We start from the raw sequence: 25,589 nt of genomic DNA, 5'->3' as shown, positions 1-25,589 counted from the left end.
GGCGTCAGGTTGGGGTCTGAGCCCCAAGATAAGGCATTGACAGTATTCGGGGTTTATGTGTCGGAGCTATTGTGGGGTAGGTAGCATTTCATCGGGCGTCAACCAGAATATCGCAGGCGTTTAAGCTTTTCGTGCATTAGGCTGGCATTGGCCTAGCGCTGCGAAGGGGTAGCAAGCCCGATAGGGCCGAGCGGACAGCGAGCCCCGTAGCATAGCGGCACCTGCCCGCTGGCCCTCTCCTTGCGGCAGGGGCAGGCCCCCCATCCCGCGAAGCAGGCTGGGCAGGCCCTCAAAAAACGACAATCTGGTTCGCGCCCATTTTCATCTTGCACTTACTCGCCAAATTGTGTATTTTGGTATGACTAAAACTCAGATGAATTGGAAATCGCAAACCCGATCTACGATGTGGTATTCAAATACCTTATGGAGGATGCCAGGGTAGCTAAGATTTTTTTGTCTGCTGTGACCGGTCTTGATATCCTATCCCTAGAGATGCTCCCACAGGAGCTATCCGTAGATGCCAATGATGATAAACGCCCCAAGGCAACAGTATTAAGCCTTTCTATTTACCGGCTTGATTTTTCGGCTAAAATCCGGGAGGCGGATGGACAGGAGAGCGTTATCATTATTGAAATTCAGAAATCAAAGTTCACGAACGAAAGTATGCGCTTTCGAAAGTATCTGGGCAAGCAGTATATGAACGGAAATTTCTTTCAGTGGGTTAGAAAGGATAACGGCCGGTCCTATAAAAGCGGTTTGCCTATCCTGCCTATCTATATATTAGGGGAGAGGATCAGGGGGTTTGAGGAGGTGCCCATTATAAATATAGATTTAGCGATAAGCGATCGTTATTCCGGTCAACCTATTTATGGACGGCATCATTTCATTGACGCTCTCTTTCATAAGGGTATTATTATTAATGTCCCTGCCTTAAGCCAAGCGCGCCGAAATGAGTTGGAGCAGCTGCTGAGCATATTTGATCAAGCGAACCGGCAGGAAAACCATCACATCATGAATGTAAAAGAAACTGACTTTCCAGAGCGGTTCCGCCCGATCATCCGCCGCCTACAAGCAGCGGTACAGGAATCAGAGGTGCGGGATATCATGACAGTAGAGGACGATTTTCTGGCAGAGCTCAACGAATACGAAAGCCGGCTTGCTGAAGCCGATCAGCAAAAAGAAGAAGCTGTGCGCAAGCAGGAGGAGGCTGTGCGCAAGCAGGAGGAAGCTGTGCGGCTACTATTGCGCTTAGGTGTGCCTAGAGAGGAGGTCGCTGCTCAATTGGGCCTTTCATTGGAGGATTTGCCAGAATTGGATGGGTGAAGGGTTTTGGTCCAGAAAGCTTTTTCGATTTGGCACGGATAGCCCTACCTTTGGAGGATGGACCATCGAACTCGATACACCCGAATAATCCGTGAGGAGGCAGGCCGCTTGGGCTTTGCTTTCATTGGGTTCGCAAAAGCCATGCATATGGACGAAGAAGCGCGCCGTCTAGAGTCATGGCTCAATAAAGGCCTGCATGGGGAAATGGGGTATATGGCTAATCATTTTGAAAAGCGGGTCGACCCTACTAAGTTGGTTCCCGGCGCGAAGACTGTCATAAGCCTGATGTATAATTACTTCCCGGAGCAGGGACAGACTGACCCGGAAGCCCCCAAGCTGTCTCGTTATGCCTACGGTAAGGATTACCACTTTGTCCTCAAGGATAAGCTTAAAGCACTTTTTACATTTATACAGGAAAAGGTAGGAGCTGTTGAAGGGCGGGTATTTGTAGATTCTGCACCGGTGCTGGAGAGGGATTGGGCACGCCGTTCTGGCCTCGGCTGGGTGGGGCGGAATACGCTGCTCATACACCCTAAAGCCGGTTCTTACTTTTTTTTAGCAGAAGCTATTGTAGATTTGGAGCTTGTCTACGATGAGCCGATAAAGGATTATTGTGGCACTTGTACTCGTTGTGTGGAGGCATGTCCTACAGACGCCATCAGCCCCGGAGGGTATGTAGTAGATGGAAGCCGCTGTATTTCTTACCTAACCATTGAGCTCAGAGCGTCTATCCCGGAGGAGTTTAGTGGCAAGATGGAAAACTGGATGTTCGGTTGTGATATTTGCCAAGAAGTATGCCCTTGGAACCGTTTTTCTACCCCTCACAAAGAGCCTGATTTCGAGCCTCACCCGGACCTGCTCAGTATGCGAGAAGAGGAATGGCAGGAGCTTACCGAGGAGGTTTTTCGTGAGCTTTTTAGAAAATCTGCAGTAAAGCGGACAAAATACAGCGGGCTAAAGCGGAACCTCGATTTCCTGAGAGAAGGGAAAAAACAATCGGAATGAAGTACTGGGCTTCTATCTTTTGGCTGCTGCTGTCGGTGTCCTGCAATCAAGAAACTGGCGATAAAAAGCAGTTTTTGCCTACCGAACCACAGCCGGTGGCGGTTCAACGTCTGAATGAGAATGCTGCTTGGCCAGAGGATGAGCCTGTAGACATCCTTCTTGCTGGAGCGGATTATTTCCTTGAGGATACAATCCTGGCGGGCCTTTTGGGAGGCGAGGTTTTGAATGCCGCTATCTCTAGAGAGCCACTGTCGGGCTTAAATGAGCGCCTGCCCGCTTTGCTGTCTTTGCAGCCCCGGCTCATCCTAATGGAGGTGGGGGCAGCTGATGAGCGCGCCGGGACGGCGCCTGCTGTTTTGGATGAGGCGCTCGACGCTCTGGCGAGGCAATTAAAGGCCCAAGAGCCCATGCCCAAGGTGCTCGTCCTCAATACAGCAGGGCAGCTCCGGTTGGAGAGGCTAGTGGAGCAATTTGCCAGGGGGCAGGGGTGGAGCGTTCTGGCCCCAGAGCGCAGCAGCCCCGATCAGGTTGCTGCGCAGGCCCTCAGGCAAATCCGAGAGGTAGTGGACTAAGAAGTTCACGGATATAGGGCGAATGTTGCCTAAATGTAAAGGACTGGCATAAGGACGGGTTTTGGACAGCTGAAGCCTTGCTTTCTCAGAACAAGCAGGGGCAAGGCAGGGTTAGGGTAGGCGAATGATGATAATTCTCCAAAATCTTAAAATTGACAAGATGAAAAAGTCTTTGTTGTGGCTCCTAGCTCTCGCTCTAATCTCTACTACAACGTTCACTTCTTGCGATGACGATGGTGACGGCGATATGCCAGATCCAGATCCGGTAACCATCGTGTCCTTTGCGGCAAATAGCGATAATTATACAACACTCGCAGCAGCAGTTCAGGCTGCAGGGCTCGAAACTGCGCTCAGTGGCACAGGGCCTTTTACGGTATTCGCTCCAGATAACGATGCTTTTCAAGCATTGTTAGACTCTAACCCTGATTGGAACGGGCTGGATGACATTCCTCAGGAGGTCCTCACTGCAGTCCTCACCAATCATGTAGTGTCGGGAGAGGTTACCTCTGCCCAGCTTATGAGCGGTTACTATACGACCTTGAGCGCGACAGGCTTCGGGGATGCAAATGTCAGCTTGTACGTGAACCTTGACAACGGGGTAACGCTGAATGGTGGGCCTCAAGTAGTGGCTGCAGATAATGAAGTGTCAAATGGGGTGATCCACGGTGTGGATGCAGTGATCATGCCTGCTAATATCGTTACTTTTGCTACTTCTAACCCTGCACTTTCTACGCTGGTGGCTGCTTTGACCCGCGCTGATCTCAGCACAGATTTTGTGGCTGCACTGAATGGCGACGGGCCGTTCACGGTCTTTGCCCCTTCTAATGATGCATTTGCTGCTCTGCTCGATAGCAATCCGGATTGGAATAGCTTGGACGATATCCCTGCCGCAACTTTGGAGGCTGTATTGTCTTACCATGTATCGGCTGCAGGCAACGTGCGTTCTGGCGACCTGATGGATCAGATGGAGGTGCCTACGCTTGCCGAAAATCAGAGCCTACAGATTGACTTGTCCAACCCTGATCAGCCACAGGTGGTTGCTGCTAACAGCACAGCAAATATTGTAGCTGTAGATATTCAAGGCACAAATGGTGTGGTCCATGTCATTGACACGGTGCTGCTCCCCTAAGTAAGTGTGTGATATAGTGATGAAAATGGGGCTATGGTGCAGAGGTGCGCTGTGGCCCCATTTTTGTTGGGAGTGGAATGTGTAGTGGGGCTTGGTCAATTGCCCCCTTTTAATTTAGCAGCTGTCTGCTATTATGTTGGCATCGGCCTAGCGATGCGAAGGGGTGTCAAGCCCGTTAGGGCCGAGCGGAGAGCGAGCCCCGGAGCGTAGCGCCCCTGCCGTTAGGCAAGGGGAGGCCCCAAACTAGCCCTCTGATTTGAGCGCAAGACAGTTAGCCCTCAGTTTGATGCATTAAAACCCAAAAGCTTGTTGTTGATCGAGCTCTTGGAAGCGGGCCCAAGCTTGCTCGGCCAGCTGAGCGGTAAGTTTTTCGATAAGAAAGCTGCCAGCCCCAGGGTCGGCTACCCTGTGCAGATGGCTCTCCATTTTCAGGAGGTGCTGCACATTCCGCGCGATGCGCCTGCCGAAAGGCTGATCAGGCTCGCCGGTCACATGGTTGGAAGGGAGGACGTACAAGCGGTCTATTCCGCCAATTACAGCTGACATCGCTTGTGTGCTTGCCCGTATAATATTGGTGTTGACCTTGTCATCCTGAGACTCATGGGCAAAGTGGGCGGTAATGAAGGGCTGCCCAATGCTGCCGTGCCCTTTGAGGATGTTGGCCCAAAGGAGGCGGAAGGCCCGGAGTTTAGCAATCTCTACAAAATAGCTCTTGCTGATAGCCAGGCCAAACTGAAGGTGCGCATTGGCTGCCTGACTGTTGATGCCCTCTGCCTCTAGCGCATTGAGGTAGGCGTTGCCCTTGGCTAGTGTCATGGCCAGCTCATCAACGACTTGTTCGGGGCCGCCGTGGAACGTCTTGGCATTTACTTGTAGCGGGCGGAAAAGCGGCATTTTCTCTATGCAGTTGCGCATGAGCTGTGCCAATGTTTGAATTGGGGGCTCGCTCCAGTCCAGAAGGGGGTCAAAGTCAATAGAGCCGGCTATATTTTTCAAAGGCGCCTTCTGCTTGTTTAGCCAATTGGCAAAAGTATGGAATAGGGCTTCCGGGGCTTTGTTGGTGTAGTACTCTCCAAAATTGAGCGCGACCATTTCAGGGGCCACACCGCTGAGGAGCAGTGCTATGTCAGCCTCGCCTATTGGTTGGTACAGCCGGAATAGCGGGGCTTCCACTCCACCGTTCAGGCCTTCCATCAGTGCGGTATGTGCATCTTCAGGCGCTTTTACATTGATGTATTCCCCTATAGCCCATTCATTGGAGCTGCGCCCTTTTAGGAGGGGAGGGGCGGGTCTGCTCATATCTTCAGGATGATAGAATGGGGGTGTGCTCACCGTTTCGCTAATGTGCCATTGCAGATCTGAGAGGGGTTTCCCTTTTAAATCTTTTTCCATTTTGGCCAGCCATTCGGCTTTGGAAACAGGTTGGAAGTCTTCTAATAGGTTCTTCATATCAGCGCAGGTTCTTTAGAGCTTGCCTGCAAGATAAAAAAAAGCGGAGAGCCTTTGCTCTCCGCCTCAAAGTGTCCTGTAATAAGAAACCCTTTACAAACCTACACACAGAACAGGCAAAGCGCTCTGTGTGTAGGCGTTAGGGCCTCCACAAAGGGTGTGGACGCTACAGGGTAAATCGGTTGCCAGGCATGACGATACAAGGCTCAGCCCCCTCGTTGGGCAGGGGTGGGGAGTCTGCCTGTTGAGCAGGCGGCAAATATAAGCCTTCTGTTGGACAGCCGCCACGTACCCTTAATAATTGGGTCGCCTCGCTGATGTTCTGCCCGCACAGGTCGCGGACCGTCCATTTCCTGAAGATGATGCACAGCCCGTTCTCATACAAGAGCTCATCTTCCCAGCTGCTCTGATAGCTGCAGGATTCACCTTTTAGGGCCAGCTGATCGTATGTGGTGTCGAGCAGGCCGTCTTTGTCGATAACCGGGTAACCTGCCACCTCTGGGCTGGCAAAGTCGGGGTGGTCAATGACCGGTGCATGAAAACCATCGTAGTGGGGTGGAAAGATGATTTGGGAGAAATCTGGTTTTTCAATACTGATGAGTTGGGTGAAGTAGGCTTGATGGCCCTGCCACTCCCGGGCGATCACTCCAATGGCGTTGCTGTAGAACTCAAAATTGCCCAAGCGGATTTCGAACCCGTGGGCTCCGGATTGAGCCTCGAAGCGCAGCAGGTCGCCAGCATCAAGGACGGCCGAAAAGTAACGGCCACCGTCCCGTTCTTCCCGGAGCATATCCACCGGGCTGCCGTTGACCAATATCTGAAAGGAAGCAGAGTTAGAAAAAGAGGAGCCCCCAACGTAGCCCCAATCCAGCTGCACAAAACCCTCTGCAGGGATGGCCAGCTCGTAAGCGGCACCACTGTGAGGAGGCAGAATCATTGAAGCCCTATTAGCCCCTTCAACTAATACGCTATTGGGAGCTCCGGTGACATCTACCCCAGCGTCACCATATTTTGCAGTGCTGTAAGACCAGCGGTCCCATGCGAAATAGCCTTGGAAACCGCTGTGGTTACAGCCTATCGGAAAGTATTGATCTTGAAAGCGCAAATCTTGGGCAGCTGTGCTTGCGGATACCGGCGGCACTAATGGGATTTCTTCTTGGCAGTTTACCGTAGGGTGTACCCCAATAAGAAAGGCGGCTTCTTTTTGAGCGCAAAGAAGATTGGCGTACAGTGACGTACACAATAGCAATACTGCGTAGTGCTGCTTCAGTAACATATCTGATCGGTTTTTAGGAAAATGACTTTAGCGCACAAAGAGGCTGATGCTCTGGTGCGCTGAAAATTAGGAACCGAATGGATATAAAGGAAAGCAGATAGAAAGGGACAGCGTTAAACGCAGGAGTTGTACCTGTTCAGTCATGGGATTATGTTAATTTAAGGGATTATGAACTGTAATGGGTTGCCCCATCAGCTGTTTGCTCCAAATATAAGGGATAATCTTATACTCTGCCTAGTTTACCCCCATATTTTAACGTTTGCATGTCAGTGCCTTTATATTTCTGTTGTTTTCCACTTTCCTTTCCGGAATATCAGGACTACCAAAGCTGCGAGCACGGTTTCGCTGATCGCAATGGACCAGCATACGCCGGCCAAGCCCCAGCCAAGCGTTACCGCTAGCAGATAGCCCAAGGGGATTTCTAGTAGCCAGAAGCAGATGAAGTTGACCCAGGTAGGGGTACGGGTATCCCCAGCCCCATTGAAGGCTTGGCTGATCACCATGCCATAGGCGAAGAAAATATACCCTGTACAGATAATGCGCAGGCTTGTAACTCCGGCTTCCAGTACGGCGGGGTTGGTATCGAACCAGCTTAAGATTTGGTGCGAGCCGGCAAAATAAACCAGGGATACGCTGAAGAGGAAAATCATATTATACCAAGCTGCTTTCCACACACTTTCCTCAGCCCTTTGGGGCTGCCCGGCGCCAAGGTTTTGGCCTACAAGGGTCGCTGCTGCATTGGAGATGCCCCAAGAAGGCAAAATGGTGAAAATGATGAGCCTGATCGCAATCGTATAACCGGCGACGGCTTCACTGCCAAGGGTGGCGATGATGCGCATTAGGAAAATCCAACTGGCTGAGGCGATCATAAACTGCCCGGCACCCGTAGCCGCTATCTTGCCCAGCTTGGCGAGCAGATGTGGTGCTGGGAGGAAAGCGCGCCCGTCGAGCTGTATACGCCCTTTGGGCCCAAAAAGAATGTACAACTGATAAAGCACGCCTACGCTCCGCCCAATGGTCGTTGCTATGGCTGCACCGGTGACGCCCATCTCAGGAATGGGGCCCCAGCCAAAAATAAAGATAGGGTCTAGGGCGATATTGATGAGGTTGGCAATCCAAAGAGAGCGCATTGCAATCGCTGCATCGCCAGCTCCTCGGAAGATACCGTTCAACAGGAATAAAAATGTGATTGCGAGGTTTCCGCCAAGCATGATGCGGGTGTAAGGCGTGCCCATCGCCACCACTTCTGCAGTGCCGCCCATCAGCCTTAAAATGTCGGCAGCGAACCAAACCCCGAGTATGCCCAATACGGTGCTCACGCCTAGGGCAATCAGCATAGCTTGTGCCGCTGCTTGTGCCGCTGCCTCTGGCCGCTTTTCCCCAATCCGTCTCGATACCATAGCAGTGGCAGCCATGCTGAGCCCTATCGCCAGGGCATATATGAGGGTGACTACAGACTCCGTCAGCCCTACTGTAGTCACAGCAGCTACTCCTACCCGCGATACGAAAAAGACATCGGCCACGGCAAAGAGCGACTCCATTGCCATTTCCATAATCATTGGGATGGATAGCAGTACAATTGCACGGCGTATGCTGCCTTGGGTGTAATCTTCCTCTTGGCCTGAGAGTGCCTGTCGCACAAGGGCTACGATTTTCTTCATAATAGTTGTCAGGTGATTGCTTTGCATACCCCTCTCCTGCCGAATTAGTTCCCCTGCCTGCCTTCGGAATAGTTAACTTCCCACTTTCCCACTTTCCTATTTCCTACTTCCTACTTCCTATTTCCTACTTCCTATTTCCCATTTCCCCCTTCCTATTTCCCCCTTCCCATTTCCCCCTTCCCCTTTCCCATTTCCTATTTCCTACTTCCTATTTCCCCCTTCCTATTTCCCCCTTCCCCTTTCCCCCTTCCCATTTCCTATTTCCCCCTTCCCATTTCCTACTTCCTATTTCCTATTTCCCCCTTCCCATTTCCTATTTCCTACTTCCTATTTCCCCTTTCCCATTTCCTACTTCCTATTTCCCCTTTCCCCTTTCCCCCTTTCCCCTTTCCCCCTTTCCCATTTTTTTCGTCTATTGCAAAAAAAAACGCGTATGCCCAACACCAGCCACCGCTTGCTCAAGGCTGCTGTATTTGCTGCGGAACAGCACCAGTATCAGCGCCGCGCCGGATATGACCGCCTGCCCTATCTCAACCACCTGCTTAAAGTGGCAGAAATTCTAGCCCGTTTTGGTGAAACCAACGAGACCCTCCTGCTCGCCGCCCTCTTTCATGATATCCTAGAAGACACGCCCGTCACCCAGGAAGAACTGGCACAGCACTATGGCGCGAACGTTGCCGGCATTGTAGCTGAACTGACCGACGACATGAGCCTGCCGTACGCTGCCCGCAAGGAACTTCAGTTGGCCAATGCCTCGTCCCTTTCTAAAGAAGCCCGCAAAATCCGGCTCGCCGACAAAGGTGCCAACCTCCGGGATATTTTTACTTACCCCATTGATTGGCCAGTTGAAAAAAAAGCAGCCTATTTGCAAAACTCCCGGCAAATTGCTGCTCTTATTAAAGGTGAGAACCCTGCCCTTGATCAATGGTTTGACCAAACCGCCGACTGGGCCGGGGCACAACTCGCAAATACCGCTCCACAATGATCATACCCGAAAAGGACGTGCTGCAGCAGATGCTGTCACAAATCCAGGAAATCAAAGCCCATGCCCTACAGATGGAAGCTCGCTACGCTGATGCCGTGGAGCGTACCTGTCCGCGCCTGCAGCCTTCCGCCCGCAACCTGGTCCATTATCGTGCCTTGCGCACCTTCGATATCCGGGCCTTGCAGCGCAGCCTCGGCCAGATGGGGCTCTCCCGCTTAGCCCGGGCAGAAGGCCATGTCCTGGCCAGCCTCGATACAGCCGAAGCTGCCCTACAATCTCTGTCGAACGAAGTGCCCCTGCAGCTTGGCGGCACAGCAGGGCTCAGTATACCTGAGGCCACTACAGTCGTACGCACCCATACCCGGGAGCTGCTCGGCTATCGCACTGAGGGGCGCCGCGCTCGTATCATGGTCACCCTGCCTTCTGAGGCTGCCGAGGACTATACTATGGTTGAGGCACTGCTGCGCGCTGGCATGAACTGTGCCCGGATCAACTGTGCCCATGATGGTCCTGAAAAGTGGGCGCAAATGATTGCTCACGTCCGGAAAGCTTCTGAAGCTTTGGGCTGCAGATGCCAAGTGGCCATGGACCTTGCCGGGCCTAAAATCCGTACCGGAGCCCTATTGCCTGGGCCCGCCGTGCGCCGCTTCAAGCCTAAGCGAGATGCCTGGGGGCAGGTCGTTGAGCCTGCGCGCATTTGGATTGGCCCGCAGCCCCCCGTCGAGAAAGGGGCTTTCCATCTACCTGCTACGATTACACAAGTTGCAGCTTTGCAAGGCCAGCCTGCGATATGGTTGTCAGATACACGCGCACGCAGTAGGGAACTGCCCCTTTCCGATTGGTCGCCGCAGGGCGTTTGGGCTGCCTCCTCCCGTACCCTTTATCTGGAAAACGGCAGCTACCTCTTTACCAGCCCCAGCATGGAAAAAGCGGCTTTTGCTGTTAGCGGACTGCCGGCGGCTGAAGCCGCTATCTTGTTAAAACCGGGCGATGAGCTCGCAGTGTACCGCGACGGGCGGCCAGGACAGAACGCACAGTACAGCCTAGAAGGGGAGCAGATTGCCCTTGCTTGCATCTCTTGTACAGCCCCAGAGGTGTTTGATTCTGTGAGGGTAGGGGAGCCTGTGTTGTTCGACGACGGCAAAATCAGAGCCGAAATTGTGGCCGCTGAGCCCACTCATTTTGTGGCCAAGGTACAGCAGGCGAAGGCGGGCGGCAGCTTACTTAGGGCAGACAAAGGCATGAATTTTCCTGAAAGCTGCCTTCAAATCAGCGGGCTCACTGAAAAAGACCGGGCAGATCTACCTTTCGTCTCGGCTCATGCAGACGTGGTTAACCTGTCCTTCGTCAATAGTGCAGCCGATGTGGATGAGCTGCTGCAAGCCATTGACGGGCTAGGCGCTACAGGCCAGCTCGGCGTTATCCTAAAAATAGAAACTCAGGCGGGGTTTGACCAGCTGCCGCAAATCTTACTCGCAGGGATGCAGGCCTATCCGGTCGGGGTCATGATAGCCAGGGGCGACCTCGCTGTGGAATGCGGCTGGGAGAATATTGGCCGGGTACAGGAAGAAATCCAGGCCCTCTGCCAGGCCGCTCATTTGCCCGACATCTGGGCTACGCAAGTTTTAGAGAACTTGGCGAAAAAGGGCATCCCTTCACGGGCAGAAATCACGGATGCAGTGATGGCACAACGAGCTGAGTGCGTTATGCTCAACAAAGGGCCTTACATCCTCGACGCTGTACGCCTCCTTGACCGCATCTTGAAGGATATGGAGCCCCACCAAGATAAAAGCGCCCCCTTGCTGCCGCCCATGGAGCGCGCTAAAGGTGAGTAGGCCGGGCGCAAACCAGATTGTCGTTTTTTTGGCTTGCCCAGCCTGCTTCGTGGGATGGGGGCCTGCCCCTGCCTTGAGGGCAGGTGCCGCTATGCTCCGGGGCTCGCTATCCGCTCGGCCCTAACGGGCTTGCACCCCTTCGCAGCGCTAGGCCAATGCCAAGCTAGCGCCCCAAAAGCATAAACGCCTGCGATATTTTGGTTCACGCTCAGTAGGTGCCAAAGAGCATACCAGTTCTGCTCGCTAGCCTCCTGCCCGCAGCGTTGCTCCTGCCCGCAATATTTCCTCTTTCGCCCGTTGTTGCTCCAGCACTGTAGGAGCGACGGCCCGTGCCTCGCAGTCGCTGATGCCACACCGCTCACAGGTGGTATGTACCAGGCGGGAAGGCAGGCCCGGGCTGTCGATAAACCTGAAATGCCGCCGTAGCTGCTCGTTGATCATCAGCCCTATCGTGACGCTCACGCCCTGCTCCGGCTGATGGAAGTCGGGCTTGGCCAGAGAGATGCAGAGGTAGCGGTTGTCGGTCTGCCAGTATTCCGAAATTTGCGCATCAATGATGGGGGCACTCCCTGTATGCTGCCCCGATTTCAACTGCTTGATGAGGTTGACAGAAACCCAGCGCCGGCAGTAGTGCTCGTTCATCTGATTGGCATAAGGGTTGTGCATCTGTGAAAGGTGCAGCTCCTTTGTCATCCGGAAATGCTGTAGCCCAGCTGCCCCCACAAGCCGGATGAAAAACAAGTCTTTAATGCCAAAATGCTGTGGCAATAGGTTGCTCCAGCGCTGCAGCAGCATCTCCGGGGTAACATCATACCGCTCCAGCAGGCCGGAAATCAGCTCAGGGCGCCATTCTGCCTGCCCTGCCAAGCCCTTCAGGTCGGCTATCATATGCGCTTCATCCATCATCAGGGCTACCGCAAAATAGGAGGCCTTGAAATTGTTGAGCAGGCGCTCGAAAGAGTCTATCTCTATAATACGGGTGAAATAGGGGCGCTCGCCAAGCTCCAGGTATTGGAACGCCAGCTCCCGGCCGAGGAGAAAGCGGGTTTGTGCCGGGCTTAGCCCCCGGTTGATGAAAAGCGTTTTGCTGCCCGGCTGATAGTGAGAGCGGAGGCTGCGCAGCTCTGCAGCCCTGGGCATGGCCGTATAGTCTGTCCGGATGCCATACCGCTCTTGGAGTATTTGTTCCAACACTTCCGGCGGGCTGCCCGGCGATGCATAAAGGCCAGTACTTTCCCTAAAGGCCTTAACGGCAGCTTCCAAATCCGCAAAGTAGTTGTCGTACATGTCTTGATAAGACCGAAGGGCAGCCAAGTACAAATGCTCCCGCTGCATTTGATAGTTTCGCGTGATCTTAAAGATTGTACTGATGAAGGCGTTCACTTTGTCCGGGGTATTAGAAAACAGCTCAAATAGCTTTTCGGGGCTGATCCCAAAAAGATCTAGCGGGAACTCCTTGATAAAGTCAGAAGTCAGCAGGTCAACGATGGGCTGTAGTTTTTTGGACGCCCGCGTGGAGACCATGTAGTCGTAATCTACCCCCAATGCAGCTGCGAGGGCTTGTATCTTATTCACCTTCGGGTACTTCTTCCCTTTTTCGATATCGTGGAGGTAAGACTTGGACAGGTGGGCGCGCTCTGCCAGCTCTTCTAGGGAGAGCCCCAGCTTTTGCCGCAGGTATTTGGCTTTGAAGCCAAAAATCATCTTGATGACATCTTGTGGGTCGACCATATCGCACTTGGTTAGGCAGGGCAGCCCGGTTGCGGGCGGGCCCTAAAGTTTTATTTCCGCAGCCCAAACCCGCGCAAAAGCGGCCTGGGCATTGCAGTACCTGATTTTTCTAAACGGAAATGTACGCCTGCTAAACTAAATCCACAAAAAAAGATTAAATTTTCTATTAGCGGAATTTCCGCTTTTTGAATAGTTTTTTGATATTGTGGAAGAATTACGCACCGTGGGGTGCTCAATAGACCGGCAGCTGGCTACCAACAGGCTGCTAAAAGCTGAAAAATATTTGCGATGGAGACCATGACACAAACCGCTTATCCAAAAATTGAAGGCCTGGAGATTACAGGCACTTTTGAGCCGGCTTTCGCCGAAATCCTAACGGAAGATGCACAGCGCTTTCTGCTGGCCTTGCACCGCCAATTTGATGAGCGCCGGTGTGAACTGCTGGAGGCCCGTGAGGCCCGGCAGCAAGCTATAAACGAGGGGCAATTGCCCGATTTCCTGCCCGAGACCCGCCACATCCGTGAAAGCGATTGGAAGGTGGCCCCACTGCCGCCCGACCTGCTCGACCGGCGGGTAGAGATCACCGGGCCCGTAGACCGCAAAATGGTTATCAATGCGCTTAACTCTGGCGCCAAGTGCTTTATGGCCGACTTTGAGGACAGCAATACCCCAAACTGGCACAACAATATCAGCGGCCATATCAACCTTAGGGACGCGATCAACCGGGATATCTCCTTTGAAGATGCCCGCAGGGGCAAATCTTACCGCCTCAACGAACAGACCGCCGTACTGCTCGTGCGGCCTCGGGGCTGGCACCTGCTGGAAAAGCACTTGCTGGCTGATGGGCGGCCGATGAGCGGTGCCTTGGCTGATTTCGGGCTCTATTTTTTCCACAATGTGCGGAGCCTGCTCGCCAATGGCTCTGGGCCGTATTTTTACCTCCCAAAACTGGAAAGCCACCTCGAAGCCCGGTTGTGGAACGATGTGTTCGTCTTTGCGCAGGACTTCCTCGGCATACCCCAACAGACCATCAAGGCCACAGTGCTCATTGAGACCATCCTGGCCTCTTTTGAGCTGAACGAAATATTGTACGAGCTGCGCGGCCACTCTGCCGGGCTGAACTGCGGACGGTGGGACTATATTTTCTCTTACATCAAAAAGCTGCGCAACCTTAAAGGCTATGTCTTGCCCGACCGGGCACAGGTCACAATGAGCGTTGGCTTTATGAAGGCCTATTCTCAGCTTGTGATCCAAACTTGCCACCGCCGTGGGGTGCACGCTATGGGCGGCATGGCGGCTCAGATCCCCATCAAGGGCGATGACGCGGCCAATACCGCTGCATTGGAGAAGGTGCGAAAGGACAAGCTCCGAGAAGCACAGGACGGGCACGACGGCACTTGGGTTGCCCACCCTGGGCTGGTGCCAATCGCAATGGCGGTATTCGATGAGTACATGCCACAAAAAAACCAGATCAGCAACAAACGGGAAGATGTCGCTGTATCTGCCAACGACCTGCTGACACCCCCTCAGGGCAGCATATCCGAGGCTGGGCTGCGCCTCAATATGAACGTGGGCATACTGTATATCGAAAGCTGGCTCAGGGGGCAGGGCGCTGCGGCCATTTACCACCTTATGGAAGATGCCGCTACGGCAGAAATTTCACGGACACAAGTATGGCAGTGGATACAAGCCGGTGCCCAATTGGACGACGGGCGCACGATTACCTATGAGCTGTGCCAAAGCCTGCTGCCCGAGGAGTTGCAGAAAATCGAAAGCTACGTCGGGGCGGATGCTTACGCAAAAGGGCGTTTCCCGGAAGCTATTGAGCTGTTCGACCAGCTGATCCGCTCGGACGAGTACATCGAGTTCCTGACCCTGCCGGCCTACGAGCTGATCGACTAGCCCGGCACAAATAAGAAAATTTATTCCACAACGCCTTGCTTGCGGGGAAATCTCCTCGTACAGCCCAGGCGTCCTATAACCTCATTTTTGACGACAAACGATAAAATTCTTTTAGTCATGCAGCAAGACATCCGTATTCAGCAACTGAAAGCCGATTGGCTGACCAACCCTCGCTGGGAGGGTATTGAGCGCCCTTACAGCGCGGAGGACGTACTCCGCCTGCGTGGCAGCGTCAACATGGAGTATACCCTTGCCCGGGAAGGGGCTCGGAAATTCTGGCACAAGCTGCACACCCAGGATTGGGTGGCAGGCCTCGGTGCCCTGACCGGGAATCAGGCGGTACAGGAAGTGACCGCCGGGCTAGATGCCATCTACCTTAGTGGCTGGCAGGTCGCAGCGGACAACAACCTGGCTGGGACGATGTACCCCGATCAGTCGCTCTACCCCGCTAATTCCGTACCGAATGTAGTACGCCGCATCAACAACGCCCTGCGACGCCGCGATCAGATACAGTCGGTGAGCGGGCAGGGGAATACCGATTATATGGTGCCCATCATTGCCGATGCAGAGGCTGGCTTCGGGGGCAACCTCAATGCCTATGAACTGATGCTCGGCATGATCGAGTCGGGGGCTGCCGGGGTGCACTTTGAAGATCAGCTGTCTTCTGCCAAAAAGTGCGGCCACCTTGGCGGGAAAGTCTTGGTGCCAACACAGGAGGCCATTAATAAATTGGTCGCTGCCCGCCTCGCAACCGACGTCTCAGGGGTGCCTACGGTCATCATCGCCCGTACCGATGCTGATGCGGCCAGCCTGCTGACTTCAGATATCGATGAGCGAGACCGCCCCTTTGTCACCAGCCAACAGCGCACTTCTGAAGGCTTTTTCGAGGTGAGGTGCGGTGTAGAACAAGCCATCAGCCGTGGGCTCTCTTACGCCCCTTTTGCCGATCTGTTGTGGATGGAAACCTCCAACCCTGACCTTGGGCAGGCACGGGAGTTCGCACAGGCTATACACGAGCAATTCCCGGGCAAGCTGCTGGCTTACAATTGCTCGCCTTCTTTCAACTGGGCCGCCAACCTGAGCGAAAAGCAGATGCTGACTTTCCGTGAGGACATCGCCGCCCTTGGGTACCGCTTTCAGTTCATCACCTTGGCTGGCTTCCATGCCCTGAATACGAGCATGTTCGAATTGTCACAAGCTTACAAGGCACGGGGCATGGCAGGCTACAGCGAGCTGCAGGAGCGGGAGTTTGCCTTGCAAGGGGCTGGCTTCCAAGCGGTGAAGCATCAGGCATTTGTAGGCACGACCTACTTTGATTATGTGCAGAATACAGTGCAGCAAGGCAACTCTTCCACTGTGGCTATGAAAGGCAGCACGGAGGAGGCGCAGTTCGCCCACTAAAATTGAGTTTTCAGACAATACTGGTTTCGATTGGTCCGGCCTGCAGCTTGCTGCAGGCTTTTTTCGTGTCAGGCTATTTAGGCTTTAGGGGCTGTTGTTATGTCACAAAAAATATTTTTTTATCGAAAAGCCCTAGGGTTTTATATAGATATTTGAACCAATAAATCACTAGAACAGCACTAAAATCAACGGAAGCGGTAAAAACGTTGTCCGGACGCCCTGTGCTGTCCCCCTCCCGTTGTGATTGCTCACCATTCCCGTAGAAATTAAATTCCATCCCTTTCTCCTTGAGAAGGGGGCACGACTTATCCCGGCGGTGCTTGGATGGTACTCTTCTCGAGCTGAGCTGCATTTCATGTTGCATCAGTTCTTGTGGTTGTGCTATACACCCACCGGGGCATTTGCCCATTTTAGCCCAATCTATTTACACAAAAACTTGCCCCAGTAGGGCGCTGAGCAATCAGCGCCCGATTTAATGCAAAGATCTTCGCTCGGCTCTGCCGGACGGCGTTCCTCCTTGTCTTACCCAATACAAATAAGCTCAAAAACGCAGCTCTCCTTGCTTGTCCGGCAGCCTCATGGCCGCTGGGCAGGGCAGGGGTTTGCTGTTTGGCGTGGGCCCCGCCGGGCAGCACTAAGGCTGGCTTTTTAAACCAATATGTACAACTTCAGCGTCTGAGCACCACCGTGGTGGCCAGGCGGGCTGCCTGTGCACAGCGCTGGCAACTATCGAGCTTATGAAAAAACAAGTATGCATTTTTTGGACGGCCGCACTCCTCCTTGGCCTTGGCGTGCAGGGGTGGGGGCAGAGTTCACAGACGGTGAATGCAGGTGATGTTGAAAATGAGAATAGAGGGGTACTTTTACCAAGTTGGTTAAATACGTCTAGTCCTGCAGTTCTCGAGTCACTTGACTTAGCAAAAGTTTCTGTAACTCCAATACTTGGGGGGACAGATAAGCTTGTTGCAACATTTAACTTTACAAGCTTGGATACACTAGAGGTAACAGAGGTTTGGGTAGATGTACTGGGCTTTGGGAACTCTCTAGTCAGTTTAGGTTCTGGTTTTACCATGGAGTTATGGGTTGACAACAATTTAGAAGCAATGTTAAGCAGTGCTACGTTGCTTTCGATTAGTGGCGCTGATCAAGACTTAAGGTTTGTGTTTTCCAATCCAGGTGGAGGCGATATCACTGGGGCAGATTTTAATACTACTACGGTACAGGCAAAATGCTATTCTACGGGTTTACTTGGTTTGGGTACACTCAATGTAGATCAGATGCGAATGTCAGCAGCTACAGGCAACGCCCCTCTCCCCGTCACCTACTCTGCCCTAGCCTTGCGCGAGGAAGGCGGGGCGGCCCTGCTGCAGTGGGCTACCGCGCAGGAGCTCAACAACGACTACTTCAGCATAGAGCGCAGCGCAGATGGGCGTAGGTGGGAAGCGGTGGGGCAGGTCGCCGGGCAGGGCACCACACAGGAAACAACATCTTACCGCTATATGGACCGCCCCGGGCCAGGCCGTTGGTATTACCGGCTGCTGCAGGTAGACTACGACGGGCAGTCGGCCTACAGCGAGGTGTTGAGCGTGGTGCTGAGCGGCAAAGCCGGCCCCGCTGTAAAGGTGATCAACCCCGTGCGGGGGCAGGTTCTTCAGTTGCAGTGGGCCGCTCCGCCGGAAGGGCTGTCCATCCTTCAGCTGTCAAGCTTGCAGGGGCAGGTGGCCTACCGGCCGAAGTGCCCCCCGCTGCAGATTGGTCTGCTGCCCTGCCAAGCCTGCCTCCGGGGGTATACGTGCTCACGGTAGAGGGCCGCAGGGGCGAGCTGCTCTTGGCAGAAAAGGTAGTGGTAGAGTAGGGGCATTTGCCGCCTGCGGATAGCCGCAGGCGGCAAGCCCTAGAGCTTAGGCAGCTGAATTGTGAAGGTCGTGCCTACGCCTTCTTCCGAGCGTTTGACAAAGATTTTCCCATTGTGGTATTCTTCTATGATGCGCTTGGCGAGTGAGAGGCCAAGGCCCCAGCCCCTTTTCTTGGTGGTAAAGCCCGGCTGGAAGACCGTCTTGAAGCGGTTGTCGGGTATGCCCTTGCCGGTATCTGTGATGTCGATGTAGACAAAGTCGTTGTCGTCATAGACTTCAGCGCTGATTTCGCCCTGCCCGTCCATGGCATCGAGGGCATTGCGGAGCAGGTTCTCCACCACCCAATCGAAGAGATGGGAATTGATGTGGATAGTCTGAGGCGGGCTGCCGGGGTCTGGGAATTGGAAAGCCACCTTACGGGAAGCCCGCCGCTGCATATAGGCCCGGCACTGTTCGAGCTCTTCGAACACATTGATGGGGTCGAGTTTTGGGGCGGAGCCGATTTTGGAGAAGCGGTCGGCAATCAGCTCAAGGCGGCTGACGTCGTTCCGCAGCTCCGTCACCACTTCCTGTACCTCTTCGTCTTCGTCGCGTATCAATTTCAGGTGCTCGATCCAAGCGACGATGGCCGATATAGGCGTGCCCAGCTGATGGGCGGTCTCTTTGGCCATGCCCACCCAAACGCGGTTCTGCTCGGCCCGGCGGGTAGAGCTGAAGCCAAGGTAGCCAAAGGCGACAAAAGCGGCGATCAGGAACAGCTGTACGAATGGGAAGTAGCGCAGCTGCTGGAGCAGGGTAGACTCCTTGTAGTAAATACGGTGGTTGGAGCTTTGGATGGGCTGAAAGCCTTCCTCATCCATTTGGGCCAGCTCCGCAAGCAGATAAGCCTGGCTGGTGTCCCGTACATTAACGGTGAAGTCTACCCGGCCTTGTTCATTTACCGCGATAACAGGTATGGTGTTGTTGGACTGTAGGATGAGCAGGTGGAGGGTGAAGTCGGGCTCGGGGCAGCCATTTTCCTGTATGGCTTCCATTTCCAGCTGATTATTGAAGCGTTCTTGTGCTTCTACATAGAGGGCGACCTTGCTGCGCTCCTCCTCTGCCAGTTTTCCGGTCAGGTAGCTGGTGTAGACCATAGAGATGGCTACGATGAGCGCCCCGGCTACGCCGAGGTAAAGTTTCCATCTCGATTTTCGTTTGTAAATATCCATGACTGCGTAGTTGGCCGTTTTGTAGAGGGGTTGGGGTAAGGTTTAGCAATTATCTCACCTGCCAAGGTAGGGGAATTGCAGATACTGTGGCATATTTACCCTGACAATGAGCCTGGAGCTGGCCATGCCGGCCCTTCAGCCCGGGTATAACGCCCGGTTGGCGGCACTTATTTTCAATCACCCCTCAAACCCCAACGACGATGCGGTACCTTTTTTCAACCCTATTTTCCCTGGCCGGGCTGCTGCAGCTCAGCGCACAGCCTATGTCCGTTTTTCAGGCCGTCAAAGCCCCTATCGAGCAGCTATTTGACGGGATGCGGGCTTCCGACAGTACTCAGGTCCGTGCTGCCTTTTTGCCCGGTGCGGGCATGTATACGGCTGTTGCCGATAAAACAGGGGAGGCGGTGCTGCGGGCCGGCAGCCTGGAGCGTTTTGTGCAGAGCGTAGGGCAGGCGCCCAAAGGGGCATTGGACGAGCAGATATGGAGCTACGATATACGGATAGACGGGCTGTTGGCCACCGCTTGGACCGACTATACTTTTTTCTACAATGGGGAGCTATCGCACTGTGGCACCAATGCCTTTGAGCTGTTCAAAACGGCTGAAGGGTGGAAGATCTCCCACATTACAGATACCCGCAACCGGGAAGGCTGCCGTACGGAAGCCCCTGACCATGCTGCCGAAATCGGGCAGTTGTTGGACAATTGGCACCGCGCTGCTGCCACGGCCGATGCAGCTGCTTTTTTTGGGGGCATGCACGAAGAAGGCATTTACCTGGGCACCGATGCTTCAGAGCGCTGGCTGAGGGATGAGCTCCGGGAGTGGGCCGCTTTTGCTTTCGAGCGCGAAGTAGCCTGGGACTTCCGCCCCTACAGCCGGCAGCTGTACTTCTCGAAGGATGGAAAGACAGCTTGGTTTGAAGAGCTGCTCGACACCAAGAACATGGGCACTTGCCGTGGCTCCGGTGTGCTGGCCCTAGATGATGAAGGCTGGCGGATCCGCCACTATGATTTGTCCCTCATGGTGCCCAACGAGCGGATGGATAAGGTGCAGGAAGCACTCAAAGACTAGACAGGCTGGAATATGTGGATAACTCGGGCTTGAAAGGGCTGGCATTGCAGCCCTTTTTTAACTACCTTGCTTACAAGCAGGAGACATCCTGCCTTAAAATGGAATGACGCTGCCCGTATGGAAAAGTATGTCAACTACTTGGTTCAGGATATCCTCGCGGCCATGGAGAATGTGCCCCATTATCTTATGGGAGATGAGGAAGAAGAAGACCTCGAGTTCCTTACCCCGGATGAAGAGGCGAAGGATGCCCCCCGGAAGCCGCTTGGGCTCATTGCCGGGCTCGATCCGAATTGGTTTCCGCCTGAAGAACGGCTAGAGGACGATCAGCTGCTGCAGATACTCGATGCCTTGAACGATTGCCTTGATGCATACGGCTTCATCCTGAACTTCCCTTTGGGCTTGCCCTCCCGTCAGCGGTATGCCATTTTGGCCCAGCAGTTGCGCAAAGAGGTGCCCGTCTTGAAGTACAATACCTGGCAGATCGATTTTTGCAATTACGATACCGTGGCCTGCCCGTTTGGCGCCCGTTATTGTCAGTGCAAGGTGTACGAAAAATGGCTGGACCAATTGCAGAGCAGCCCTGAGCCGAGCGATGGCCCTGCCAGCCTTCCGGATTTCCTGCTGAACGCGGAAAACGCGATTGAACAGGATGCCTATTACTACCGTGGAGATGCTTATGGGTATGAGTACGAGGAGGAAGACGAGTGGGAAGAGGATGAGGAAGAAGATGGCGTAGACCCTACTTACCGGCGTTTTTGGGACCCTGGTTTCCGCCCGGAAGATGATGATGATGGGCAGTGGAACTAACCGGTGTTCAGTTTAATGTTCATGCCTGTGCTGTGATTTTGCAGTCTGCTAGCCGTGCCGGACTAGCGATGCGAAGGGGTGTAAGCCCGATAGGGCCGAGCGCATAGCGAGCCCCGGAGCGTAGCGCCCCGAGCCGGGAGGCGAGGGGAGGCCCCAAATCAAAGGCCTTACCGGTTAGGCGGAGGTATGGATGTAAGCGCTTTCTCGTGCTGAAGGTTTACCGTAAGGGCAGGTTATTTCGGCCTGCGGGCTCAAAGTTTTAACGCTGTTATTTAACTTTCCTGCTGCAAGGGGGTTGTGTTACTGCGCAATGGGGGGAAGCTTCAAACGATTAGGGCTCAAACTCCCTTGAGGCTGCTCCGCTGGGGCTACATTCTTTTCTATAGCTTATCTTAAAGGAATATGAAAGTGGATATACTGGCCATTGGGGTACACCCCGATGATGTGGAACTCAGCTGCAGCGGTACTCTGCTCAGCCATATCGAGAAGGGGAAAACCGTAGGGCTGCTGGACCTGACCCGTGGGGAGCTCGGCACCCGGGGCTCTGCCGAGATCAGGGATCAGGAGGCGGCTGATGCTGCGCAACTGTTGGGGGCTAAATTCCGGGAGAACCTGGGCATGGCAGATGGCTTCTTTGCGTATTCGGAGGAGAATATCCGAAAGATCATCCCTGTCATCCGGGAGTGCCGGCCCGAGATTGTCCTTTGCAATGCCTTGGACGATCGCCACCCTGATCATGGCCGGGCGGCTAAGCTGACGGCCGATGCCTGTTTTTATGCGGGGCTGGCGAAAATAGAGACCCGGGGCAAGGATGGGCAGCTGCAGGAGCGCTGGCGCCCGTCGGCCGTTTACCATTACATTCAAGATTACAACCTCAAGCCTGATTTTGTCGTGGACATCACCCCATTCATGGGGCGCAAGCTGGAGCTGGTGAAGGCTTTCCGCTCTCAGTTTTATGTGCCGGAGGCTACCGAATACGCCGAGGAGCTGAACTCCCCGATTTCTTCAAAGAGCTTTATGGATTTTCTTTCTGCGAAGGCGGCGGCCTATGGCCGGCCTGCAGGGTTCGATTATGCCGAGGGGTTCAATGTGGCGCGTACGCCGGGCGTGCGGAGCTTGTTTGAGCTGTTTTGATTGGAGGGGGATGAAAAAGGGGGGCTAAGGCCATGCGGAAGCGCTCAGCTAGCCCCTTGATCGGGCATTGGGAAACTGCAGTAAAAAGCAGCGCCTTTGCCTTCTTCGCCCTCTGCCCAAAAGCGGCCGCGGTGCAGCTCTACTACACAACGGACGATAGCCAGGCCGATGCCAGAGCCCTCAAACTCTGAGGCGGCGTGCAGGCGCTTGAAGGGGTGCCCGAGCTCTGCAGCCATGGCCGCAGGGAAGCCGGCGCCGTTGTCCTGCACCTTGAGTATCCGCTCTTGGGCTTCATCGTAAGTAGACACCTGTATGCAAGGGGCGGTTTCTAGTGCCGAATACTTGATGGCGTTGGCCAGGAGGTTGTGCAGTACGTGCCAGATGAGTTTGGCATCGGCAAAAACCGGCCCTGCCTGGCTGTACTCGATATTTGCGTGTGCCTGTTGCCCCCCTTCCTCTTTCAGCTCTTTCCAGATTTGAGCTGTGAGCAGCTGTACGTCGGCCCATGTTGGGCTAGGGCGGGCCACGCCCAGTTGGTTCAGCAGGGTAAGCCCATCGATGATCTCAAACAGCTTTTGGTGGTCGTGGTGGATGTGGGCCATGAATTCCTCGGTATCCTTATCATGCAGCCCCATTTTCCTCAGTCTTCTTTCGATGAGCTGGGCAAAGGACTGTGCCCGCCGCAGCGGCGCCTTCAGGTCGTGAGTGATGGCATAGTTAAAGCTGTTGAGGTTGGCGTTTACGGTAGCCAGCTCTTCCCGTTGGCGGGCTATGCGCTCCTCTTTCTCTTCCAATTGATAGAGATAGATAGATTTTTGCAATTCCTGCCTGTGCTGAGAGTAAAGTGTGAAGGCTGCAAACCCAGAAATGAGCAGTATGGTGATAGGGAACCCGATATCTTGGACAGGGCCCAGGAGCAGCATGCTGCCGAAAAATAGGGCAAGGGCTATGCCTGTCCACATAAGGTAGATGCGCTCCCCTCTAGAGACCATCACAATGACGAGCCAAACGGTGAGTACGCCTGTGGTCACTGCAAAGCCATGGTCCAGTTTGTAGGCAGGAGATTGCAGGATGTCAAGTGCCAGGCCCAGCATCATCAGCAGATAGATGGATAGAGAGGCCGTGTGGGCCAAGATGCGTTGGCGGGGCTTAAGCTTGAACAGCAGGCTGATCAGGTAAAGGGCTACTCCAGAAAGCCCGAGCAGGCGCCAGGGGAGCGTGCCGGACAGCTGCAGCTCGTACACATCGATGTAGTAGAATACAGGGATGGCGAGCAGGGCAACAGCTGTAGTGATCAAGCCATACATACGTGTTTTTTGGCTCTGCTCACGAAGGAAACGGGAACGGTAAGCGTTTTCCATAATGTTTCAAAATCTGCCAGCGGGCCGTGTCATTTAGAAGGCCTTGGCGCAGGGAGTTGTCTATGATCCTGAAAACGGGCCATTGGGAACGCTAAGGCGCTGCATGTTCCTATTGGTGTTTTCAGGTAGCTGTTATGGGCAACTCCCCGTTGTGGGTTGGTGACAAGGGGGATGATTAAAACTAAGCTTAGAGCGGCTGTAGTTGTTGCCAGCACGCATTGTGCATAACGGACGGTGCTAATAGCTAGGTTGTTTGCCTTCCAGTTGCTCGACGTAATTGAACTCGCCCAACCGGAAGCGCACAGGGAAGCGGGCGGCTTTCTCCAACTGTACTTCCCATTTGCAGAATACTCCTAAATTTTTATAGGAATTATCTGGATTGATGAGGGCTAAGCTATGAAAAGCCTCGGGCTCCAGTTGGCTTTTTGGTGGCGTGAGCGTGACCATTTGCCGCTTGGCAGGCAATAGCAGCCAAAGTGAATGGCTTTTCAGCGCAGGATACGTTGCTGCTGACTTTAGCTCCGGTATGGAATGCCCGGATATCATCCAGCTTTCCTGTGCATATCCTTCCAAAAATATTGAAAAAATTAGCCCGACTACTAATAAGGCAGAAGCATTGTACTTCATGTAGGTTATTTTTTGTGGCTCCCTTCGTACAGCTCGTAGGCTGCGAACCGGCATTCGAGGGGGCCATTGAAGAGGATATGCTTTTTAGACGTCTTCAGGCCGACCCGCTTAAACCCTTCCCCGCTAGAGCTGATCATCCATGCGGTATAGCCGGAGAAGGCCTGCTTAAGCCGGTCGCCGATCATTTCATACAGTGCGCCGATGTCATCTTCTTCTAACCGTTCATCATAGGGTGGGTTCATGATGAGTACTCCATTGGGGTGTTCTGGCTCTAGTTTTTCAAATTTTTTGCGCACCACGTCCACCTGCCCGTCCAGCCCGGCCAGGGAGGCATTCTGCTCAGTCAGCCGCACGGCTTTAAAGTCTTTATCGCTCCCCTGCAGTGGGTGTGGGGCTTTGATAATGCGGCTTCGCGCAGCATCTAGGATGGAATTCCAGAGGCCTTCATCAAAATCGGGCCAGCGCATAAAGCCAAAACGCTCGCGGGTGAGCTGAGGGGCCCTGCGGGTAGCGATGAGCCCGGCTTCGATCAGTATGGTGCCAGACCCGCACATAGGGTCGATAAAAGGCTGTTCCCCTTTCCAGCCACTGAGCAGTACCATGCCTGCGGCAAGCACCTCATTGATAGGCGCTTCTACTGTACTGACCCGGTACCCCCGCTTGTGTAGGGACTCTCCCGAGCTGTCTAGCGCTATGGTCACTTCATCCTTGTAGATGTGCACATTTACCTGCAGCCTTGGCGCATAGACGTTGACGCTTGGCCGGCGCCCGCTTTTTTCCCGGAACTGGTCTACGATGGCATCTTTGGTTTTCAGTGCAGCATACTTAGAATGGCGGAAAAAGTCGGAGTTGGTGACTGCATCTACGGCAAGGGTATCATTGACGCCCATGTACTGAGACCAGTCTACCTCCCGGATAAGCCGGTAGAGGGCCTCTTCGTTCTGCGCTTTCCCCTGATGCACCGGCACCAAGACCCGCAGGGCGGTCCTCAGCTCAAGGTTGGCCCGGTACATGAGGGCTTTATCTCCTTCAAAACGGACGGCCCGGTTGACGGGGAGGACTTCCGAAGCGCCCAGCTGTTGGAGCTCTTCAGCTAAAACGGGCTCGAGCCCGGCTAATGTCTTGGCAATAAATTCCATATCTGCAGGTTCCTGAGTTGGCTTTTGCCTTTTGGCAAAAGGCTTGCCGGGCGAAGATACAGGCTGCAGCCGAGTAGCAATAATATACGCCCTACAAAGTAGCGGCTATTTCCCG

20 protein-coding genes are annotated in these 25,589 nt (G+C 54.0%); 12 read left to right on the top strand and 8 right to left on the bottom strand.

From position 1 onward, the window contains the following. The first annotated feature begins 378 nt into the window (after window positions 1–378). From FRY97_RS06455 to FRY97_RS06440, 4 genes are all read left to right on the top strand, one after another. On the top strand, window positions 379–1,323 hold the full coding sequence (locus FRY97_RS06455; RefSeq protein WP_147166627.1) for an RpnC/YadD family protein: 945 nt from the start codon (window positions 379–381) through the stop codon (window positions 1,321–1,323). 57 nt (window positions 1,324–1,380) lie between these two features. Further along, window positions 1,381–2,328: a tRNA epoxyqueuosine(34) reductase QueG gene (queG, locus tag FRY97_RS06450; RefSeq protein ID WP_147166626.1), complete on the top strand. Its 948-nt coding sequence runs from the start codon at window positions 1,381–1,383 to the stop codon at window positions 2,326–2,328. Next, window positions 2,325–2,900: an SGNH/GDSL hydrolase family protein gene (locus FRY97_RS06445; RefSeq protein WP_147166625.1), complete on the top strand. Its 576-nt coding sequence runs from the start codon at window positions 2,325–2,327 to the stop codon at window positions 2,898–2,900. The genes queG and FRY97_RS06445 overlap by 4 nt, the downstream gene beginning before the upstream one ends. 160 nt (window positions 2,901–3,060) lie before the next feature. Continuing rightward, window positions 3,061–4,029, top strand: a complete 969-nt coding sequence (locus tag FRY97_RS06440; RefSeq protein WP_211356821.1) for a fasciclin domain-containing protein — start codon at window positions 3,061–3,063, stop codon at window positions 4,027–4,029. A gap of 291 nt (window positions 4,030–4,320) precedes the next feature. On the opposite strand, the gene FRY97_RS06435 is transcribed toward FRY97_RS06440, so the two are convergent. The 3 genes from FRY97_RS06435 to FRY97_RS06425 form a co-directional block, all read right to left on the bottom strand. After that, window positions 4,321–5,478, bottom strand: coding sequence for a methylmalonyl-CoA mutase family protein (locus FRY97_RS06435; protein ID WP_147166624.1), 1,158 nt, complete (start codon window positions 5,476–5,478; stop codon window positions 4,321–4,323). A gap of 166 nt (window positions 5,479–5,644) precedes the next feature. Beyond that, window positions 5,645–6,754, bottom strand: coding sequence for a hypothetical protein (locus FRY97_RS06430; RefSeq protein ID WP_147166623.1), 1,110 nt, complete (start codon window positions 6,752–6,754; stop codon window positions 5,645–5,647). Between the two features lie 275 nt (window positions 6,755–7,029). Beyond that, window positions 7,030–8,415, bottom strand: coding sequence for an MATE family efflux transporter (locus tag FRY97_RS06425; RefSeq protein ID WP_147166622.1), 1,386 nt, complete (start codon window positions 8,413–8,415; stop codon window positions 7,030–7,032). A 433-nt stretch (window positions 8,416–8,848) separates the two neighbouring features. Between FRY97_RS06425 and FRY97_RS06420 the strand changes: the two genes are divergently transcribed. Both FRY97_RS06420 and FRY97_RS06415 read left to right on the top strand, forming a co-directional pair. Continuing rightward, complete coding sequence (locus FRY97_RS06420) at window positions 8,849–9,400, top strand: HD domain-containing protein (protein WP_147166621.1); 552 nt, start codon at window positions 8,849–8,851, stop codon at window positions 9,398–9,400. Beyond that, window positions 9,397–11,235 carry a pyruvate kinase gene (locus FRY97_RS06415; protein ID WP_147166620.1) on the top strand — a complete coding sequence of 613 codons (1,839 nt, stop codon included), beginning with the start codon at window positions 9,397–9,399 and terminating at the stop codon, window positions 11,233–11,235. Before FRY97_RS06420 ends, FRY97_RS06415 begins: the two co-directional genes overlap by 4 nt. Before the next feature lie 243 nt (window positions 11,236–11,478). Here the strand turns inward: FRY97_RS06415 and FRY97_RS06410 are convergent, their stop codons facing one another. Next, the gene (locus FRY97_RS06410; RefSeq protein WP_147166619.1) at window positions 11,479–12,966 is read right to left on the bottom strand and encodes a helix-turn-helix domain-containing protein; all 1,488 of its coding nucleotides are present in this window, start codon (window positions 12,964–12,966) and stop codon (window positions 11,479–11,481) included. Between the two features lie 297 nt (window positions 12,967–13,263). Between FRY97_RS06410 and aceB the strand changes: the two genes are divergently transcribed. From aceB to FRY97_RS06395, 3 genes are all read left to right on the top strand, one after another. After that, window positions 13,264–14,868, top strand: coding sequence for a malate synthase A (aceB, locus tag FRY97_RS06405; protein WP_211356822.1), 1,605 nt, complete (start codon window positions 13,264–13,266; stop codon window positions 14,866–14,868). A gap of 117 nt (window positions 14,869–14,985) precedes the next feature. After that, window positions 14,986–16,269 (top strand): isocitrate lyase, encoded by a 1,284-nt coding sequence (gene aceA / locus FRY97_RS06400; protein ID WP_147166617.1) that lies wholly within the window; start codon window positions 14,986–14,988, stop codon window positions 16,267–16,269. A 1,283-nt stretch (window positions 16,270–17,552) separates the two neighbouring features. Next, complete coding sequence (locus FRY97_RS06395) at window positions 17,553–18,074, top strand: hypothetical protein (RefSeq protein ID WP_170254528.1); 522 nt, start codon at window positions 17,553–17,555, stop codon at window positions 18,072–18,074. A gap of 89 nt (window positions 18,075–18,163) precedes the next feature. On the opposite strand, the gene FRY97_RS06390 is transcribed toward FRY97_RS06395, so the two are convergent. Beyond that, entirely contained in the window at window positions 18,164–19,336 is a 1,173-nt protein-coding gene (locus FRY97_RS06390; protein WP_147166615.1) for a sensor histidine kinase, read from the bottom strand. Window positions 19,337–19,536: 200 nt separating this feature from the next. Between FRY97_RS06390 and FRY97_RS06385 the strand changes: the two genes are divergently transcribed. The 3 genes from FRY97_RS06385 (at window position 19,537) to bshB1 (ending at window position 22,347) form a co-directional block, all read left to right on the top strand. Beyond that, window positions 19,537–20,406, top strand: coding sequence for a nuclear transport factor 2 family protein (locus tag FRY97_RS06385; protein ID WP_147166614.1), 870 nt, complete (start codon window positions 19,537–19,539; stop codon window positions 20,404–20,406). A 117-nt stretch (window positions 20,407–20,523) separates the two neighbouring features. Further along, on the top strand, window positions 20,524–21,213 hold the full coding sequence (locus FRY97_RS06380) for a hypothetical protein (RefSeq protein ID WP_147166613.1): 690 nt from the start codon (window positions 20,524–20,526) through the stop codon (window positions 21,211–21,213). A 402-nt stretch (window positions 21,214–21,615) separates the two neighbouring features. Beyond that, window positions 21,616–22,347, top strand: a complete 732-nt coding sequence (gene bshB1, locus FRY97_RS06375; RefSeq protein WP_147166612.1) for a bacillithiol biosynthesis deacetylase BshB1 — start codon at window positions 21,616–21,618, stop codon at window positions 22,345–22,347. Window positions 22,348–22,391: 44 nt separating this feature from the next. Here bshB1 and FRY97_RS06370 read toward each other — a convergent pair whose 3' ends face one another. The 3 genes from FRY97_RS06370 to FRY97_RS06360 all read right to left on the bottom strand — a co-directional run bounded on the left by FRY97_RS06370 (window position 22,392) and on the right by FRY97_RS06360 (window position 25,474). Continuing rightward, window positions 22,392–23,708 (bottom strand): sensor histidine kinase, encoded by a 1,317-nt coding sequence (locus tag FRY97_RS06370; RefSeq protein WP_147166611.1) that lies wholly within the window; start codon window positions 23,706–23,708, stop codon window positions 22,392–22,394. A 237-nt stretch (window positions 23,709–23,945) separates the two neighbouring features. Continuing rightward, entirely contained in the window at window positions 23,946–24,335 is a 390-nt protein-coding gene (locus FRY97_RS06365) for a hypothetical protein (RefSeq protein WP_147166610.1), read from the bottom strand. 5 nt (window positions 24,336–24,340) lie between these two features. Then, window positions 24,341–25,474, bottom strand: a complete 1,134-nt coding sequence (locus FRY97_RS06360) for a THUMP domain-containing class I SAM-dependent RNA methyltransferase (protein WP_147166609.1) — start codon at window positions 25,472–25,474, stop codon at window positions 24,341–24,343. Window positions 25,475–25,589 lie beyond the last annotated feature (115 nt).

This window comes from Phaeodactylibacter luteus (genome assembly GCF_007993045.1).
GTDB classification, from domain to species: Bacteria; Bacteroidota; Bacteroidia; order Chitinophagales; family Saprospiraceae; genus Phaeodactylibacter; species Phaeodactylibacter luteus.
The sequence above is the reverse complement of the archived record's forward strand: the minus strand, read 5'-3'. Positions and strand labels throughout refer to the sequence as shown.

Excerpts from the sequence above, each read along its gene's own strand:
- queG (WP_147166626.1), top strand. The coding sequence starts at position 1,381 with ATGGACCATCGAACTCGATACACCCGAATAATCCGTGAGGAGGCAGGC.
- FRY97_RS06445 (WP_147166625.1), top strand. The coding sequence starts at position 2,325 with ATGAAGTACTGGGCTTCTATCTTTTGGCTGCTGCTGTCGGTGTCCTGC.
- FRY97_RS06440 (WP_211356821.1), top strand. The coding sequence starts at position 3,061 with ATGAAAAAGTCTTTGTTGTGGCTCCTAGCTCTCGCTCTAATCTCTACT.
- FRY97_RS06435 (WP_147166624.1), bottom strand. The coding sequence starts at position 5,478 with ATGAAGAACCTATTAGAAGACTTCCAACCTGTTTCCAAAGCCGAATGG.
- FRY97_RS06430 (WP_147166623.1), bottom strand. The coding sequence starts at position 6,754 with ATGTTACTGAAGCAGCACTACGCAGTATTGCTATTGTGTACGTCACTG.
- FRY97_RS06425 (WP_147166622.1), bottom strand. The coding sequence starts at position 8,415 with ATGAAGAAAATCGTAGCCCTTGTGCGACAGGCACTCTCAGGCCAAGAG.
- FRY97_RS06420 (WP_147166621.1), top strand. The coding sequence starts at position 8,849 with ATGCCCAACACCAGCCACCGCTTGCTCAAGGCTGCTGTATTTGCTGCG.
- FRY97_RS06415 (WP_147166620.1), top strand. The coding sequence starts at position 9,397 with ATGATCATACCCGAAAAGGACGTGCTGCAGCAGATGCTGTCACAAATC.
- FRY97_RS06410 (WP_147166619.1), bottom strand. The coding sequence starts at position 12,966 with ATGGTCGACCCACAAGATGTCATCAAGATGATTTTTGGCTTCAAAGCC.
- aceB (WP_211356822.1), top strand. The coding sequence starts at position 13,264 with ATGACACAAACCGCTTATCCAAAAATTGAAGGCCTGGAGATTACAGGC.
- aceA (WP_147166617.1), top strand. The coding sequence starts at position 14,986 with ATGCAGCAAGACATCCGTATTCAGCAACTGAAAGCCGATTGGCTGACC.
- FRY97_RS06395 (WP_170254528.1), top strand. The coding sequence starts at position 17,553 with ATGTCAGCAGCTACAGGCAACGCCCCTCTCCCCGTCACCTACTCTGCC.
- FRY97_RS06390 (WP_147166615.1), bottom strand. The coding sequence starts at position 19,336 with ATGGATATTTACAAACGAAAATCGAGATGGAAACTTTACCTCGGCGTA.
- FRY97_RS06385 (WP_147166614.1), top strand. The coding sequence starts at position 19,537 with ATGCGGTACCTTTTTTCAACCCTATTTTCCCTGGCCGGGCTGCTGCAG.
- FRY97_RS06380 (WP_147166613.1), top strand. The coding sequence starts at position 20,524 with ATGGAAAAGTATGTCAACTACTTGGTTCAGGATATCCTCGCGGCCATG.
- bshB1 (WP_147166612.1), top strand. The coding sequence starts at position 21,616 with ATGAAAGTGGATATACTGGCCATTGGGGTACACCCCGATGATGTGGAA.
- FRY97_RS06370 (WP_147166611.1), bottom strand. The coding sequence starts at position 23,708 with ATGGAAAACGCTTACCGTTCCCGTTTCCTTCGTGAGCAGAGCCAAAAA.
- FRY97_RS06365 (WP_147166610.1), bottom strand. The coding sequence starts at position 24,335 with ATGAAGTACAATGCTTCTGCCTTATTAGTAGTCGGGCTAATTTTTTCA.
- FRY97_RS06360 (WP_147166609.1), bottom strand. The coding sequence starts at position 25,474 with ATGGAATTTATTGCCAAGACATTAGCCGGGCTCGAGCCCGTTTTAGCT.